The organism is Nocardia sp. NPDC003726 (assembly GCF_053586955.1).
Genome location: NZ_JBSFNF010000021.1, coordinates 18,913 through 34,738, shown reverse-complemented (window position 1 = coordinate 34,738; position 15,826 = coordinate 18,913). Strand labels below are relative to the sequence as shown.

The 15,826-nt window shown below is 69.4% G+C and carries 13 protein-coding genes; 3 read left to right on the top strand and 10 right to left on the bottom strand.

Annotated elements, in window-relative coordinates:
• Positions 1 to 9: 9 nt before the first annotated feature.
• The 4 genes from ACWDMM_RS24735 to ACWDMM_RS24720 all read right to left on the bottom strand — a co-directional run bounded on the left by ACWDMM_RS24735 (position 10) and on the right by ACWDMM_RS24720 (position 2,846).
• On the bottom strand, positions 10 to 1,749 hold the full coding sequence (locus ACWDMM_RS24735; protein WP_449939773.1) for a hypothetical protein: 1,740 nt from the start codon (positions 1,747 to 1,749) through the stop codon (positions 10 to 12).
• A gap of 58 nt (positions 1,750 to 1,807) precedes the next feature.
• Positions 1,808 to 2,119, bottom strand: a complete 312-nt coding sequence (locus ACWDMM_RS24730) for a hypothetical protein (protein ID WP_195080441.1) — start codon at positions 2,117 to 2,119, stop codon at positions 1,808 to 1,810.
• 128 nt (positions 2,120 to 2,247) lie between these two features.
• Complete coding sequence (locus tag ACWDMM_RS24725; RefSeq protein WP_067803763.1) at positions 2,248 to 2,556, bottom strand: DUF6802 family protein; 309 nt, start codon at positions 2,554 to 2,556, stop codon at positions 2,248 to 2,250.
• Positions 2,557 to 2,654: 98 nt separating this feature from the next.
• Positions 2,655 to 2,846 carry a PspC domain-containing protein gene (locus tag ACWDMM_RS24720; protein WP_195080440.1) on the bottom strand — a complete coding sequence of 64 codons (192 nt, stop codon included), beginning with the start codon at positions 2,844 to 2,846 and terminating at the stop codon, positions 2,655 to 2,657.
• Between the two features lie 147 nt (positions 2,847 to 2,993).
• Between ACWDMM_RS24720 and ACWDMM_RS24715 the strand changes: the two genes are divergently transcribed.
• Complete coding sequence (locus ACWDMM_RS24715; RefSeq protein WP_195080439.1) at positions 2,994 to 4,649, top strand: ABC-F family ATP-binding cassette domain-containing protein; 1,656 nt, start codon at positions 2,994 to 2,996, stop codon at positions 4,647 to 4,649.
• 35 nt (positions 4,650 to 4,684) lie between these two features.
• Here the strand turns inward: ACWDMM_RS24715 and glmM are convergent, their stop codons facing one another.
• The 5 genes from glmM to ACWDMM_RS24690 all read right to left on the bottom strand — a co-directional run bounded on the left by glmM (position 4,685) and on the right by ACWDMM_RS24690 (position 11,582).
• Positions 4,685 to 6,061, bottom strand: a complete 1,377-nt coding sequence (gene glmM, locus ACWDMM_RS24710) for a phosphoglucosamine mutase (protein WP_195080438.1) — start codon at positions 6,059 to 6,061, stop codon at positions 4,685 to 4,687.
• A 215-nt stretch (positions 6,062 to 6,276) separates the two neighbouring features.
• The gene (gene rpsI / locus ACWDMM_RS24705) at positions 6,277 to 6,786 is read right to left on the bottom strand and encodes a 30S ribosomal protein S9 (protein ID WP_195080437.1); all 510 of its coding nucleotides are present in this window, start codon (positions 6,784 to 6,786) and stop codon (positions 6,277 to 6,279) included.
• Complete coding sequence (gene rplM / locus ACWDMM_RS24700; protein WP_067803768.1) at positions 6,783 to 7,226, bottom strand: 50S ribosomal protein L13; 444 nt, start codon at positions 7,224 to 7,226, stop codon at positions 6,783 to 6,785. Before rplM ends, rpsI begins: the two co-directional genes overlap by 4 nt.
• 143 nt (positions 7,227 to 7,369) lie before the next feature.
• The gene (locus ACWDMM_RS24695) at positions 7,370 to 8,989 is read right to left on the bottom strand and encodes a chromosomal replication initiator protein DnaA (protein ID WP_195080436.1); all 1,620 of its coding nucleotides are present in this window, start codon (positions 8,987 to 8,989) and stop codon (positions 7,370 to 7,372) included.
• A 100-nt stretch (positions 8,990 to 9,089) separates the two neighbouring features.
• The gene (locus ACWDMM_RS24690) at positions 9,090 to 11,582 is read right to left on the bottom strand and encodes an FHA domain-containing protein (RefSeq protein ID WP_195080435.1); all 2,493 of its coding nucleotides are present in this window, start codon (positions 11,580 to 11,582) and stop codon (positions 9,090 to 9,092) included.
• Positions 11,583 to 11,689: 107 nt separating this feature from the next.
• Here ACWDMM_RS24690 and ACWDMM_RS24685 point away from each other — a divergent pair, with 107 nt between their 5' ends.
• Positions 11,690 to 13,135: a neutral zinc metallopeptidase gene (locus tag ACWDMM_RS24685; protein WP_195080434.1), complete on the top strand. Its 1,446-nt coding sequence runs from the start codon at positions 11,690 to 11,692 to the stop codon at positions 13,133 to 13,135.
• A gap of 7 nt (positions 13,136 to 13,142) precedes the next feature.
• Here the strand turns inward: ACWDMM_RS24685 and ACWDMM_RS24680 are convergent, their stop codons facing one another.
• Complete coding sequence (locus ACWDMM_RS24680; protein WP_357106546.1) at positions 13,143 to 14,468, bottom strand: FHA domain-containing protein; 1,326 nt, start codon at positions 14,466 to 14,468, stop codon at positions 13,143 to 13,145.
• 142 nt (positions 14,469 to 14,610) lie between these two features.
• Between ACWDMM_RS24680 and ACWDMM_RS24675 the strand changes: the two genes are divergently transcribed.
• Positions 14,611 to 15,816, top strand: coding sequence for a DUF7373 family lipoprotein (locus ACWDMM_RS24675; RefSeq protein WP_357106549.1), 1,206 nt, complete (start codon positions 14,611 to 14,613; stop codon positions 15,814 to 15,816).
• The last annotated feature ends 10 nt before the right edge of the window (positions 15,817 to 15,826 follow it).

Sequence of the window (15,826 nt, the reverse complement as noted above, 5' to 3'; positions counted from 1 at the left end):
CGGCCGGTGTCACAGTGGACCCGCCTCCGCGAACCCCGGGTCCAGCGGCCCGGCTTCGGCGAGTTCCGCGCCGCTGTCCACCGGAACGTCCGGCTCCGGCTCTCCCTGCTCCGGTATCGGTTTCGGATAGTGCTCGCCGTCCTCTTCGCGCCGGGTGCCCGGCAGGGTTCCGCTCGGCAGCCCGGAGGTACCGTCCTCGGGCGGCGGACCGGGCGTAGGCGTTTCGTTTTCCTCCTTGGGCTCCGGCGCTGGAGGCTTCTCGTTCGGCGACTGCGGGGGAGCTGCCTCGGGCGCCGGGGGCTGTGCGTTATCGGCTTGCGGCTCGATCGCCGAGATGACCGGTAAGCCGTGCTCGTTCAGCTCGACGGTGAACTCCTGTTCCACGCCCGTGGCATCGGAGAGGATGAGTTTCAACCGGCCGTCCGGCCCCATCTCGAACTTCACGTGCTTGCCGCCGATATCGAATTCCGCCTGGGACCGTGGCGTTTCGCTCGGCCCCTCGCCGTTCCGGTCGTCGGCTTCGGCTTGCTGCGTCTCGATGCCCTGCACGAGCTTTTCGATGGCGTCGTCGACGCCGCTCTTGATAATCCCGCTCAGCGCGGACACGCCCTGCTCCACGGCTTGACCGAGACCCGTTGCGAGCGGGGCCAATTCCTTCGCCACCTGGCTGAGCGCGGCAAGTCCGTCCAGGCCGGGCATCTTCGGCGCGGCGGTGGTCGGAGCGCTGGGCGTACTCGGCGTAGTCGGCGTGTCCGGTGTCGTGGACGCGGGGACGGTGCTCGGTGTGGTGCTCGCCGGGACGGTGGCGGCGGGCGTGCCCGGCGGACCTGGTGCGTTCGTCACCTGCGGCTTGTTCTGGTCCACCGGTGTTGCCTGCTGTGGTTGCGACGGGCCTTCCGGGCGCGGGTAGGCCTGCTCGGACACCTGCGCCAACGCGTCGGTGAGGTTCTTGTACTGGTCTTTGAACAGTCGATCGACCTCGGCGCAGACATCGGTGTAGGACGCCAGCTTGCGGTCGAAGTCCGGCTTGAACGTCCTGGTCAGCCACTCGTCGGTGACGCTGCGCACCCGATCGCCGTACGCGCCGGTGAGCAGATTCTCGCTGTCGGAGTTGATGAAGCCGAGCACGCTTTTGTTGATCTTGTCCTCCGGCACGGCGAGCGCGGGGAATATGCGCCCGAGTGCGCGGACCTGCTCCGCGTCGATCCATTCCCGCGCGTTGTGCACGTCGACGATGACCTTCACATCGGCCGGAGTCTTGCCGTCGATGCTGATCGACTTGCTGCCGCCCACCGGACCCTCGAGCAACTCGCGGGTGGCGAACGCCTTCGCGGCCACCGCGGACCGCAACGAGCCGGCCATATCGGCGATCACGGTCATGGCGGCCCTCGCGTGCTTCCGGTCCTCGTCGGCCAGGACCGACTGCTTGCCGAGCATGTCGAGCGCGGCGGCCGCCGCCGTGCCCTGCCACAACTCGGGCAGCCGACGGGTGTAGCCCCGCTGCGCGTCCCATTGCCGATCCACCTCGGCGAGTGCGACTTTCAGGGTCTCCCCCGCCTGCTCCAGCTTCTCCAACCGCGTGCCGCGCTGCTCGTCGTACATCGCCAGCAGCTTGCCGACGTCACCGCGCCCGCCATTTCCGCCGAACGCCGCCTCGTACAGCGGCATGAACTGAATCCAGTACTGCAATCCCACGCTGCCCTCGTCCAAGAGGGTGTCGATCGCTTTGCCCTGCCAGGAAACCGTCATGATCCCGACCCCTCGAATGTGTGGCGTCGCCGGCGCGAGCGCATGTCATTCGGCGGTCTCATGTCTTGTCCGTCTCGGAGGCGCGCTGCTGGTCGGTCTCGGCGTAGGCCACCACGGCGGCCCCGAGCGCGTCCGCGGTCGCGGTGGTGGCGTCACTCCAATCCCGCAACCACGCACCGATCCGTTCCAGCCCCTGCTGCACCGCGATGCCCTGCGGCGCGTAGTTCCGGCCCGCGTCGCCGCCGCTGCCGAACAGGTGCTCGGCAACCCGCTTCGCTTGGTCGCGAACGGCGTCCGCCGATCTGCGATAGTCGCTGCCGAGCGCACCGAGCTCCCCCGTGCGGACTCCGACCGTTTCCGATCCGCCCACGACTCCCCTCCGTCCTCGTAGTGTCGTTGCGCCGACGCGAATCTCCTTCGCGCCGAATGCCGCCGTACTTCCTTCGACGCAACACACCGACACTCGGTTCCCCCCGAATTCCGCTCCAGCGGAATCGGTCAACCGCCGATTCGGCCTCGGTCGGTGCGGACCCACTCGGAGGTGCCGTCGGGGTGACGGTGGAATTCCCATGCGGCGTAGTCGCCGTCCTTCTCCACCACGGTGACGTGGTCGGCGAAGCCGTCGTGGTCGTAGTCGGTCCAGACCTGCATCGCCTCGTCACCCGTCGTGGTGATGGTGTCGAGCGAGCCGTCGCCGTCGATGTCCTGCGTCGGGTGGTGCAGTTCGATCGCACCCAGGCCGTCGAGTGACGACGACGCGTCGATGCCGGGTATATCCAGGCCCGGGAATTCGCTCGAGGTGATCATGACCCCTCCTCAGCAGGACTCGTACCGGTGGTGCGATGCCGCTCGCGCGGCATCGTTCCATCCTGTCACCCACGCGGGCTCGACGCAGCCCCGCGGCTTCACTTCTTCGGCATCAACAGCCACAGCGCCAAGTAGATGATGAACTGCGGACCCGGCAGCAGGCACGACACCACGAACAGCAGCCGGACGACGTTGGCGTTCCAGCCGAGGTACTCGGCGATGCCACCGCAGACGCCTGCGATCCACTTGTCGTGGGTGGAGCGGGTGAAACGGCGGGTGGGGGCGGTCATTGGTCTTCCCTCTCGTGCGGTGATCGCTACGTCCTCCACTGTGCCCGCCACCGCGGGTTCCGCCATCGGCCCGGCGGCCGATACCGACCCTGATTTCTCCCGGGGTCGGCCTCAGGGTGCGACCCCGAGCACGGCAGACTCGTGCTGGTGAGCACCACTCTGCATGCCCGCGGCCTGTCGGCCGGTCACGGCGAGCGCACACTGTTCGCCGACCTCGATCTGACCCTCGCTCCGGGCGACGTGATCGGCCTGGTCGGCGTGAACGGCGCGGGCAAGTCGACGCTGCTGCGCCTGCTCGCCGAACGGAAGGCGCCGACGGGCAGCATCACGCTCAGCCCCCCGGACGCGACGGTCGGTTATCTGGCGCAGGAGACACAGCGGGTCGAAGGCGAGACCGTCTTGGCATTCCTCGGCCGGCGAACCGGAGTGACCGAGGCGCAGGCGGCGATGGACGCCGCGGCCGAGCGTCTGGCCGAAGGCGGGCCGGACGAGTATTCCCCCGCGCTGGAACGCTGGCTCGCCCTCGGCGGAGCCGATCTGGACCAGCGGGCGCACGAGGTCGCCGCGGACCTCGGCCTCGCCGACAGCCTGCCGAACGGCCTGGACACTCCGATGACCGGCTTGTCGGGCGGTCAGGCCGCGCGCGCCGGATTGGCTTCGGTGCTGTTGTCCCGCTTCGACATCCTGCTGCTGGACGAGCCGACCAACGACTTGGATTTGGACGGCCTGGCCCGGCTCGAACAGTTCGTCGCGGGGGTGCGAGTCCCGCTGATGGTGATCAGCCATGACCGGGAATTCCTGGCGCGCACGGTGAATCGCGTCGTGGAGCTGGATCTCGCGCAGCAGCAGGTCGGCTTGTACGACGGCGGCTACGAGTCCTACCTGATGGAGCGCGAGATCGCCCGGCAGCACGCGCGCGAGGCGTACGAGGAGTACGCCGACACCAGAACGAGCCTGGAGGCCCGCGCGCAGATGCAGCGCAACTGGCTCGAGCACGGCGTCCGCACCGCCCGCCGCAAGGCGCGGGATCCCAGGAAGATGGACTCCGACAAGGCGGGCCGCAAGATGCGGGCCGAGGCCACCGAGAAGCAGGCCGCCAAAGCCAGGCAGACCCAGCGCCGCATCGAACGGCTCGAGGTGGTCGAGGAACCCCGCAAGGAATGGGAGCTGCGCATGAGCATCGCCGCGGCCCCGCGCAGCGGCTCGGTGGTGGCGACGCTGTCGGGGGCGACGATCACCCGCGGCGACTTCACGCTCGGCCCGATCACCACCCAGGTCGACTGGGCCGACCGCATCGTGCTCACCGGCGCGAACGGCTCAGGGAAGTCGACTCTGCTCGCCCTGTTGCTGGGCAAGCTACGACCCGACACCGGCACCGCGAGCCTGGGCTCCGGCGTCGAGATCGGCGAGGTGGATCAAGCGCGCGGGCTGTTCCGCGGAACCGCCGCTCTCGCCGCCACTTTCGGCGCGGAACTGCCGCAGTGGCCGGAGGCGGAAGTACGCACCCTACTGGCGAAATTCGGCCTGCGCGGCACCCACGTACTGCGGCCGTGCGACACGCTCTCCCCCGGCGAACGCACCCGCGCCGCCCTGGCCCTGCTCCAAGCCCGCGGCGTGAACCTGCTCGTGCTGGACGAGCCGACCAATCACTTGGACCTCCCCGCCATCGAACAACTGGAGCAGGCCGTCGAATCCTTCACCGGCACACTCGTGCTCGTCACCCACGACCGCCGCATGCTCGACACGGTCCGCGCGACCCGCCGCTGGCACATGAACGCGGGCGTACTCACCGAAACCCACTGACTCGAAGCCACGCTCGGCCACAACCAGCGCGCCGCTCACACCCCCGCGACGCGCTTGGCGAGATCGTCCGCCAGCTGACGCGCCTGGGTCGGGTCGGTGGCTTCCACCATCACCCGCACCAGCTCCTCGGTGCCGCTGGGCCGCAGCAGCACGCGCCCGGAGTCACCGAGTATCCGTTCCGCTTCCAGCACCGCTTCGCGGATCTCGGGTGCGCGCGCCACCACGGATTTGTCGTTGACCGGCACGTTCACCAGGATCTGCGGCACGGTCTGCAGCACGCTCGCCAGATCGGCCAGGCCGCGCCCGGTCCGCGCCATCCGCGCCATCAGGCGCAGGCCGGTGAGAATGCCGTCGCCGGTGGTGCCGTATCGGGGGAACACCACATGCCCCGACTGCTCACCGCCGAGCGTGAAGCCGCCGCGCCGCAACTCCTCGAGCACGTAACGGTCGCCGACGGCGGTGGTGCGCACGGTGATGCCCGCCGCCCGCATGGCGATGTGCAGGCCGAGGTTGCTCATCACGGTGACGACCAGGGTGTCGTCGGCCAGCTCGCCCGCCTCGTGCATGGCGAGGGCCAGGATCGCGAGGATCGCGTCGCCGTCGACCACATTGCCGTGCGCGTCCACGGCCAGGCAGCGATCGGCGTCGCCGTCGTGCGCCAGACCCAGATCGGCGCCGTGTTCCACCACCGCGGCCCGCACCTGGTCGAGATGGGTCGAGCCGCAGCCGTCGTTGATGTTCAGCCCGTCGGGCTCGGCGTTGATGGCGATCACCGTCGCCCCCGCTTCGCGGTAGGCGGCAGGCCCCACCTCGGCGGCGGCTCCGTGCGCGCAGTCGACCACGACGGTCAGCCCCGACAGGTCCTGTCCGGTGGCCTCGACCAGGTGTTCCACATAGCGCTCATGAGTGCCCGCGAGGCTGTACCGGTCGGGGATGCTCAGCCCGTGGTCACGCGCGCCGGCCGCGTTGCGCACCCGCCCGATGCCCGCGCCGGTCGGACGGAACGGCTTCTCGGCGGCCATGAGGGCCTCGATCCGGTCCTCGATCGCGTCGTCCAGTTTGTGCCCACCGGCGGCGAAGATCTTGATCCCGTTGTCGGGCATCGGGTTGTGCGAGGCGGAGATCATCACGCCGAGACAGGCGTCGTACAAGCCGGTGAGGTAGGCGACGGCCGGGGTCGGCAGCACCCCCACCGACAGCACGTCCACGCCCGCCGCGGTCAACCCCGCGGTCACCGCGGCCTCGAGCATCTCGCCGCTGGCCCGCGGGTCGCGCCCGACCACCGCGAGCGCGCGCTTCTTGCCCCGGCTCAGGATCTGCGCGGCCGCGCCGGAAACGCGCAACGCCAGCTCCGGACTCAATGACTCGTTCGCAAGCCCGCGGACTCCGTCGGTGCCGAACAACCGTCCCATACCTCGCCCCTCATTGGTGATCTGTGGCGTGGGCGTCGGCCCGGGAGGCACCGGCCCGTGCACCACGAAGGCCCCGCGAACGCCGCGTCTTCATACAGCGCGAGAGCAGGCGACCAGCTGTTCGCTGGGAGCCTGCTCTCGTACGGCTGCCGCGTCGACCGTACCGCCTCCGGCACCGCGAGAGTGCCGGAGGCGCAGAGCCGACGATGCCGAAATCAGCGCTTCGAGTACTGCGGCGCCTTGCGCGCCTTCTTCAGACCGTACTTCTTGCGCTCGGTGGCGCGCGGGTCACGAGTCAGGAAGCCGGCCCGCTTCAGGGCGGGACGATCCTCCGGGGTGACCTCGATCAGCGCACGGGCGATGGCCAGCCGCAGGGCGCCTGCCTGACCGGACGGGCCGCCGCCGACCAGGCGGGCGTGCACGTCGAAGGACTCGGTGCGCTCGACGGTCACCAGCGGCGACTTGACCAGCTGCTGGTGCACCTTGTTCGGGAAGTAGTCCTCGATGGTGCGGCCGTTGAGCACGAAGTTGCCGGAGCCGGGCAGCAGGCGCACGCGCACGACGGCCTCCTTGCGGCGGCCGACGGTCTGCACCGGGCGGTCGATCACGATCGGAGCGTAGGACGCCGAGGCCTCGGAGTCCTCGTAGCCCGCACCGTCCTCGACAGCCTCGGCAGCGTCGAATTCCTCGACGTATTCCTCGTTGAATTCCTCGGGAGCGGTCACTGGGCCACCTGCTTGATCTCGAACGGGATGGGCTGCTGGGCGGCGTGCGGGTGCGTCGGGCCCGCGTACACCTTCAGCTTGCCCGCGATCGCGTTACCGAGCTTGTTCTTCGGGATCATGCCCTTGACGGCCTTCTCCACGAGCCGATCGGGACGGCTCTCCAACACCTGACCGACGGTCCGCGACTTGAGGCCGCCCGGGTGCCCGGAGTGGTGGTGGATCAGCTTGTCCTGCCGCTTGTTGCCGCTGATGGCAACCTTGTCGGCGTTGATGATGATGACGAAATCGCCACCATCGACGTTCGGGGCGTAGGTCGGCTTCGTCTTGCCACGCAGCAGATTCGCTGCCTGGACGGCGAGACGGCCGAGCACTACGTCAGTGGCGTCGATGACGTACCACTTACGGGTCACGTCACCCGCCTTGGGGCTGTACGTAGGCACAGTGCTTCCCTGTCTGTCGTCGGTGTTGCCAGCCAGGCGTGCGGTCGAGCTGTTCCCGGCGGCCGGTGGAGACCCGGGGCTCGGCGGACATTCCGCACGCCAACGAGCCACCATACCAGTGGGGTATGGCGGGGAGAAATCCGTCAGATCTCGATCGGCGGGCCGAGGTCCATGGCGCCGGGCGGGCCGGGGACCAGGTAGCGCAGGGTGTCGACGTCGGGCCGCCCGCACTCCGCCGTCCTTTCCTTCGCTTCCCGCTGGGTTCCCCGGGTGGCGGTGACACCTGGTTTCGGCTGGGTGATCGCGTAGGGCGAGGTCGGACACCCGACCGGCGCGCCGTCGACTTCTTCCGCGGACACGACCGATGCCGCGTCGAGGGCGACCGGCCGCGCGGTCAACTCCACCCGGTGATTCCCGGACGGAAGCGCGACCACGGCCAGCGCCACCGCCCCGGCGACGGTGTTGGCTCCGAACAGGTTGCCCTTCATCTTGTTCCACAGCTTGCCCTTGCGGTGCCCGTCCGCGTCGTCGGACTCGGCGCCCGGCTCCTGCCACGGCCCCTGGTGCTGCTGACCGGCGTACCGGGACTGCTCCGGCGCGCCCGGGTAGGGCGGACGCGGGCCGACGGGATCACCGGGCGGGCGACCGCCGTCCTGCTGCTCGTCGGGCGCGCTCGGCGGCCGGGTGAAGCGGCTGCCCAGCTCGGCGAGGTTCGGCGGCAGACCGCGCGGCACGTCGTCGCGCCCGATCCTGGTCGTCGGCTCGTCGGGCTGGGTCGGGTATCCGGGGCCGTATTGGACGCCCGGCACCGGCCGGGCCGTGCGCCGACCCGCCTCCGCCTGCTGCGGGGGATACTCGGCCTGCGGTCGGGCGGGCGTTGGTTCGGCGTGCCTGCCCGAAGGCTCCGGCTCGCCCGCCTCCGGGTCGCTCACCAGCAGATGTGCCGCGCCGAGCACCAGGGCGTGCATCGGATGGTCCGCCACGTGCAGGCGGTGCCCCAGATGGTTCTGGAAGGCCAGGCGCAACGCGTCGTTGAAGCGCACGTTGCCCGACAGCAGAACCGTCGAGGTGTCCGCGCCGATCGAGCGGGCCGCCGCCATCACCTCGATCACGACGTCGTCGGCCGACCTGGCGTCGCGCATGGCCTGCGCGTCCACCGGAACGTCGACCGACTCGGTGGGCTGCTCGTCGTCGCCGTGCACAGCGACCACCAGCATGCCGCGGCCGTCGGAGTACACGCCCGTCGCGCCGATGCCGTTCGGCCTGGCCCGGTCGGGCGGGTGCACCAGCCCGAGGGCGCGGACGTAGCCGGACAGCGCGACGCTCTCCGGCAGCGGTTCCACGACGACATCGAGCTGTTCCACCATCGAGGCGTAGATATCGATCTTCTCGTCCGGCCAGCTGTCCGGATAGGGCAACGCCACCAGATCCGGTTTGCCGCGCAAGTGCTTGCCGATCTCGGCGAGCGGGTTGTACAGACGCGCGCGGAAGACCAGTTCCGCGGGCCAGGTCGCGCCGGCGACCACGATCTGCGGATGCCCGAGGATGTCGCGCACGTCGGCGATCGCCATCCCGAGATCGGGTCTGTTGCGTTCCACGCCTGCCGTGTGCAACCGGCCCGACGAATCCGCCAGCAGATAGGCCGGCGGCGTCCACATGCCCTCCACCTGCACGGGGCGGATGGGAACGCCACCGCCACCGGCCGCAACGGACACCACATCCCAGCCGAGATGCACTGCCCCTACTCGCACCGTCACAGGCATAAGTGTGCCCGGTTCGCGGCCGAGATGCTCGTCGTCGCCGTGTCACACCGCCCGGCGTCGCTTGCGCGGACCGGGGCGGGGACGGACCGTCCGGATCGCCTCACGCGGTCGACTTCTTCAGTCGCAACCGGCGCCAGGTGATGAGCGCGAGCACCAGCGTGATCAGCGACAGCACGCCGACGTCCAACGCCCAGATCTCCGGCTTGTGCTGCCAGAGCGTGTCGGCCTGCGCGTTCAGGAACAGCTCCCGGATGTTCACCGTCGAAGCGCCCATCGCGTAGCCCCAGCGCGCCGGGAACAGCCAGGACACCTGCTCGAGCACCACCCGCCCGGTGACCGGGATCAGGCCGCCCGCCATCACCAGCTGGCACATGATGGCCACCACCAGCAGCGGCATCACCTGCTCGTTCGACTTGGCCAGCGACGAGAGCAGCAGCCCGACGACCACACAGCAGATCGCGGTGAGGGCGATATCGATGTACAGCTCCGCGCTGCCGGACGCCAGCACCGCCCCCTCACCGGGACGCTTCTTGCCCGCGAGGACGATCCCGACCAGCACGGCCGATTGCAGCAGCGCGGTGAAGCTGAACACCGCGATCTTCGCCATCAGGTATGCCGACGGCAGCAGGCCGACGGCGCGTTCGCGGTGGAAGATCGTCCGTTCGCCGACCAGGTCGCGCACCGTGAGCGTGGAACCCATGAAGCAGGCGCCCAGAATCAGCACCACCAGCAACTGCTGTGTCTCACTACCGCCCTCCGGCACGAACGTGCCATCCGGCAGCGCCTTCAACGCGCCGCGCTGGAATCCGTTCTTCCCCGGCACCACCAGCGACAGGCCGCCGAGAATGAACGGCAACAGCACCAGGAACGTCAGGTAACCGCGGTCGGCCAGGATCAGCCGGACCTGCCTGCGCGCCAGAGTCGAGAACTGCTTGCCGCGACTGGACTGCGGCGGACTGCCCGCGGGCCCGTACGGCTGCGGGGGCGGCGGGGGCGGCGGCGCGAACGCCTGCCGGGAGCGATAGGCGGCGAACGCCTGATCCGGATTGGCCGCGACATTCGCGAAGATCTCCGCCCAGTCGCTGGTGCCGAGCGCCGCGCCGACACCGGCCGGATTGCCGCAGTAGGCGGTCTTGCCGCCGGGAGCGAGCAGCAGCACCTGATCGCACATGTCCAGGTGCGCCACCGAGTGGGTCACCACGATCACCACGCGGCCGGCGTCGGCCAGCTCGCGCAGCATCACCATGACCTGACGGTCCAGTGCCGGGTCCAGGCCCGACGTGGGTTCGTCCAGGATGAGCAGCGACGGGCCGGTCAGCAGTTCCAGCGCCACCGAGGCGCGCTTGCGCTGACCGCCGGAGAGACGGTCGACCCTGGTGTCGGCGTGCTCGGTGAGCGAAAGCTCCTGCAGCACCCCGTCGATCACCTTCTGCCTGTCCTGCTTGCTGTTGTCCCTCGGCAGCCGCAGTTCGGCCGCGAAACCCAGCGCCTGGCGCACCGTGAGCTGCCGGTGCAGCACGTCGTCCTGCGGCACCATGCCGATCCGGGAACGCAGCGCCTCGTACTCGGCGTGCAGATTGCGGCCTTCGAAGGTGACCACGCCGCCCGAAGGCTGTGTGGTGCCCGCGATCAGGCGCGACAGCGTCGACTTGCCCGCACCGGAGGGACCGATCAGCGCGGTGAGCGTGCCGCGGCTGGCCGACATGTTCACGTCGACGAGCAGTTGCTTGTTGCCCTCGACGGTGAAGCCGACACCGTGCACGGCCAAACCCTGCTCGGCGACCGGCTTCTGCCGGTGCACCAGCGTGCCCTGCTGGACGACGAAGTCGACGTTGCCGACGGTGATGATGTCCCGCTCGCGCAGCACCGCCCGCTGCTGGCGGTGCCCGTTGACGAACGTGCCGTTCGCCGAGCCGAGGTCCTCGATGGTAAGGCCATCGGCGGAGGCGATCAGGCGGGCGTGCTTGCGGGAGGCCAGCGGATCGTTGACGACGATCTGATTGTCGGTGGTGCGGCCGATGCTCAGGCCGGTCTGCGGGATCCGGTCGGCGCGGGCGATGGGCGCCGTGCTCGCCCTGGCCCGGACCGGAGGCATGTTCGAGGTGTCCGCCCTGGTCGTCATGTTGACGTTCACCGCGGGCGCGGGCGCGTCCTGCGGAGGCGGATAGTGCGGACGCTGGAACGGCTGCGCGGGCCGCCGGACCGCGTGCGGCGGCGGGCCCGGCGGCGGCGCGGGAACCGGTTGCGGCGGGCGCGCGGAAGGCCGCTGCGGTGGTTGCGGGTTCGCCGGCAACAGGTGCAACAGCGGGCCGCTGATCGCGTCGCCCAGCCGGACCTGTGTGGGGCGGTCGATCGACACCGGCTGGGTCAGCCTGCGCGCGTCCACGAAAACGCCGTTGGTGCTCTTGTTGTCGGTCAACACCCAGGCGCTGCCCTGCCAGGCCAGCGTGGCGTGCACACGCGAGACGAGCGGGCTGTCGACGAAAAGCGTCACCTCCGGCGCGCGGCCCATCGTGACCTGCTGGCTCGAATCGAATACTCGTTCGTTTCCATCATGGCGCACGGTGATGGTCTGCGCCCCCGGTGAAGACATGCAGCGGATACTATTCCATCACCCGGACATCGGCGGTGCCCCCGATGCGCCAAATGCCCCGATCCGGCGACCGATGTGAACGTTGTAGCGGCCGACCAGGGGGAGCCTTGCCGAGAGTCCGAGCGACCGCGCTGGTTGCGACGCTGCTCAGTGTTCTGGTGCTGGTCGGCGGATGTATCCGAGTGGTCGACGGCCGGGCCGTCTCCGTCTACGACGATCCGTTCAAGGTGGCCGGGTTGCCCACCACGAGCGGCCCGAGCGGCCCGCGCACCGGCGTCGAGGACAGCACGCTGACCGCGACCAACGGCGACGGCGGCGCCGTGGACACCCTGGCGCTCAACGCCGTCGACGATATCCAGACCTACTGGCGCGGTGAGTTCGGCAAATACTTCCAAGGCGAGTTCAAGCCGGTCGAGAAGCTGCTGTCCTGGAGCGCGAAGGCAGGGCGGCAGGAGTCGGTCGAGTTCTGCAAGGAGACCACCTACCGCTTGGTCAACGCCGCCTACTGCCGCCTGGACAATTCCATCGGCTGGGATCGGTCGGTGCTGCTTCCCACCATGGAGGAGACCTTCGGGAAGATGTCCGTGGTGATGGTGCTCGCGCACGAGTACGGGCACGCGGTGCAGACCATGGCCAAGATCGTCGGGCCGAAGGACCCGGTGATCGTCAAGGAGCAGCAGGCGGATTGCTTCGCGGGCGCTTTCATGCGGCACGTGGCCGAGGGCAAGGCCCGGCATTTCACGATCAACACCTCCGACGGCCTCAACAGCGTGCTCGCCGCCACCGTCGCCATCCGCGACTCCGACCCCGACGACCCGGAAAGCGTGCACGGCTCCGCTTTCGAACGGGTCACCGCCGTGCAGATCGGTTTCACCGACGGTCCCAAGGCGTGCAAGGGCATCGACCAGGACGAGATCGACCAGCGCCGCGCGAATCTGCCGCAGAGTTTCAGTGACGACAACGGGCGCGGCGAGTACCCCATCACCAAACAGACCTTGGTCGAATTGACCAAAGCACTCGAAGCGATTCTGCCGATCGACCACGAGCCGACCTACGACTACACCCGGGCGAAGATCGCTTGCCCCGACGGCGTGGTGACCGAACCGGTGTCGTACTGCCCCGCCGCGAACACGATCGCCACGGACATCCCCCGACTGGCCGAGCGGGGTACGTCGGACTACGGCGCGGACGACCCGCTGCCGCTCAAGGTGACCGGCGATTACAACGGCTACATCGTGTTCATCTCCCGATACACCTTGGCCGTCCAGCAGAGCCGCGGGCAGAGCCTGGTCGGCGCGAAAACCGGACTGCGCGCCGCCTGCCTGTCCGGGGTGGTCACCGGCAAACTCGCCGAATCGGGACGACCGGTCAGTCAGGGCGATATCAAGCTCGCCGCAGGAGATCTCGACGAGGCGGTCTCCGGCCTGCTCACCGACGGCCTGGCCGCCAGCGACGCCCAGGGGAAGACCGTGCCGAGTGGTTTCTCCCGAGTGGAGGCATTCCGCGCGGGAGTCCTCAACGGCGAGAGCGTGTGCGCCGCGCGCTATTCCTAGCGCGTGCTCAGCGGCCGAACGGCGGCGGCGCGGCCAGTTCGAACCGCAGCACGCGGTTGCCGAGCATGATCTCGGTGCCGGGGACGAGCGCCATGGACTGGCGCGGCGCCAGGCGCACCCAGTCGCGGTAGCCGGGCAGCCTGGTGCGGGTGCCGTTGGTCGAACCGCAGTCCACCACCGTCACGTCCCAGTTCACCAAGCGGATTTCGGCGTGGGCCCTGGACATGCCGCCGGAGGCGTCCTCCACCCGCAGCGGGACGAGTCCGCTCTCCGCGGCCGGTGAACGCTCGGGGTCGCGTCCGATCACCGCGTCGGCGGCGAGCATGTAGGTCATGCCGTCGTCGAGGATCAGCATGCCCAGCGGCGGGCGGACCACTTCGATCAGCGCCTGGGTCTGGTCGACCGGCATCCCGCAGACGGTGCAGAACGCCGCCCGCGGATCGCTGGGATGCGCCCGGGCGCATTTGAACCCCATCACCTTGACGGTCAGCGCGGTGGCCTTCGCGGTCGCCTCCAGCCGACGCTGGAGCTCCGGATCGGGCCGCGGCGCGGGATTGGTGCCGCCCAGTTGCGTCGGCGCGTGGTGCGGATCGATCGGCGTCTGCTCCGTCTGGGCGTCGAGCATCGCGGTAGACGGCGCCGTCGGGTATCGCGGCGGGTGCGGCTGCTGGCGCTGTTCCGATTCCGCGGACGCCGCGTGTTCGACACGCGCCGTCGGCAGCGCGGAGGTCTCCGGGTCGTGCTGCGCGCCCAAGGATCCGGACGCCCGGCCGTACCCGGGCAACTCGGTGCGCGCGCCTTGCGTCCAGACGATCGCGCCCCCCGCTTGCGCGATGCCTTCGACCAGCCTGCCGATGCCTGGCTCGGGCGGCAGATCCGGGATACGGCCCTTCGCGTCGTCGACGAACAGCGCCGCCGCCCGCGCCGGAACCGCCGCGACCCGATCCACCGTGAAGGCCGCGTCGCTGCCGCGATAGCGCTCGAGCCCGCCGTCACCGGCCAGCACGGCGGTGATCGCCCCGTGCAGGAAGATCGCCACACCCCCGTGCTCGGCGGTGGACAGAATGCCGAAATCGATCGGCTCTCCCGGGCTGATCCGCTCGGCCTGCTTCATCAGCCAGCGCGTCGCCTGCCGCGCCACCAGGGCGCCGGGCCCGCCCGGCTCCCGATCGGTCGCGTCGCGCACCAGTTCGGCCAGTGATTCCAGCGCGACCGCGGCGGGCGAATCCTGAGCCGGCCTGCCCGGCTTGCGGTGCGCCACGATGATCACCGCGCCCGCGACCCTGGCCACGGCGTGGCTACCGACGACGACCTCGACCTGCCGATCCTTCACCGGTATCGGCCTCCACCGGGATTGCAGTGCAAGGTCGTCGCCACACCGACAAGGGTATTGCAATAGGACGACCATCGGTCCCCCTCCCCGCCCTCTGTCGGGTAACTTCGGTGTCAGCAACGGGAGGAACGAGGGGCCTGAGATGGTTCGGACGCAACGCATCGCGCTCACCGCGTCTTGTCTGGCATTGGCGGGGATGCTGGCCGGTTGCGCAGGCGTGCAGGGCACACCGACCGCGGGTGAGATCGACGTGCGCAAGCTGGAAGTCGGCACCTATCCCGTGGACAAGCACGAGTACGACCAGGATTCGGCGGGCAAAGGCGCGCTGCTGGAAGGCATGCGGATGTCCGAGGCCGTGGTCCCGACCGTGCGCATCGATTCCGTGTTGAAGTTCGGCCGCGGCAGCACCGTCGTCAAGGACGCCGAGCAGGCGCTCGACTTCGTGGCCAAGGTGTCCAGGCCGGTCCTCGACAACCGCAAGCTGATCGTGGGATATGCCGCCAGCGGCGCGGACCGTCCCGATCCGGCCGGCCAGACCAATCCTTCCCCGCAAGCCACCGCGGTCACGAACGCGCTGTTCCGCTTCCCAGACGAGGCCACCGCGAAACTCGCCGCCCGGGAACTCGAGGACGTCGACATCGCCGTCTCGCCGGACAACCGCAAGCTGTCGTCGACGAAGTACCCCGACTCCTACATCCACTGGCGGCCCGGTGTTCCCAACGTCGGCACCTTCATGGCGTACAAGGAATTCGTCATCTCCTTGTTCATCCAGCGTCCGACGGCGGATGCCGACGACCTGGTGAAGTGGGTCGACAAGACCTTGGCCGCCGAGGTGGCGCAGCTGGACAAGTTCACCCCGACCCCGGTGAACAAGCTCGACACCCTGAAGGCGGATCCGGACGGCCTGCTCGCCCGCGTCGCGGTCGCCGACCGCAAGAACCGAGAGCCCGACCCGGCGACCTTCGCCGTCTACGGCGGCTATCACACGGTGCACCGCGCCGATGACGAGTCGGTGCACCTGCGCCTGATCGAGGAAGCGGGCGTGGACCACATCGGTCTGCTCGACGACAGCTACGTCGCCCGCACCCGCGACGGGGCCGCCGCCCAGAAATTGGCCACCGGCCTGTTGGACAGTGAAGGCGCGCACTACGACCCGCTCGGCGCTCCCAAGGACGTCCCCGGCGCGAAATGCCTGCAGCTCAACAGCAAGGGCGACCCGGATCGGGAGTACAAGTACCGGTGCTACGTCGCGTACAAACGGTATGTCGGAGTCGTCACCAGTGATAAGGAACCGGACGTGCGGCAGAAGGTCGCCGCGGAGTACGCACTGCTGGCGAACAGTTTCTGAGATCGGCGGC

Excerpts from the sequence above, each read along its gene's own strand:
- ACWDMM_RS24725 (WP_067803763.1), bottom strand. The coding sequence starts at position 2,556 with ATGATCACCTCGAGCGAATTCCCGGGCCTGGATATACCCGGCATCGAC.
- ACWDMM_RS24695 (WP_195080436.1), bottom strand. The coding sequence starts at position 8,989 with ATGCCTGTGACGGTGCGAGTAGGGGCAGTGCATCTCGGCTGGGATGTG.
- ACWDMM_RS24675 (WP_357106549.1), top strand. The coding sequence starts at position 14,611 with ATGGTTCGGACGCAACGCATCGCGCTCACCGCGTCTTGTCTGGCATTG.
- ACWDMM_RS24735 (WP_449939773.1), bottom strand. The coding sequence starts at position 1,749 with ATGACGGTTTCCTGGCAGGGCAAAGCGATCGACACCCTCTTGGACGAG.
- glmM (WP_195080438.1), bottom strand. The coding sequence starts at position 6,061 with ATGGGACGGTTGTTCGGCACCGACGGAGTCCGCGGGCTTGCGAACGAG.
- ACWDMM_RS24720 (WP_195080440.1), bottom strand. The coding sequence starts at position 2,846 with ATGACCGCCCCCACCCGCCGTTTCACCCGCTCCACCCACGACAAGTGG.
- ACWDMM_RS24690 (WP_195080435.1), bottom strand. The coding sequence starts at position 11,582 with ATGTCTTCACCGGGGGCGCAGACCATCACCGTGCGCCATGATGGAAAC.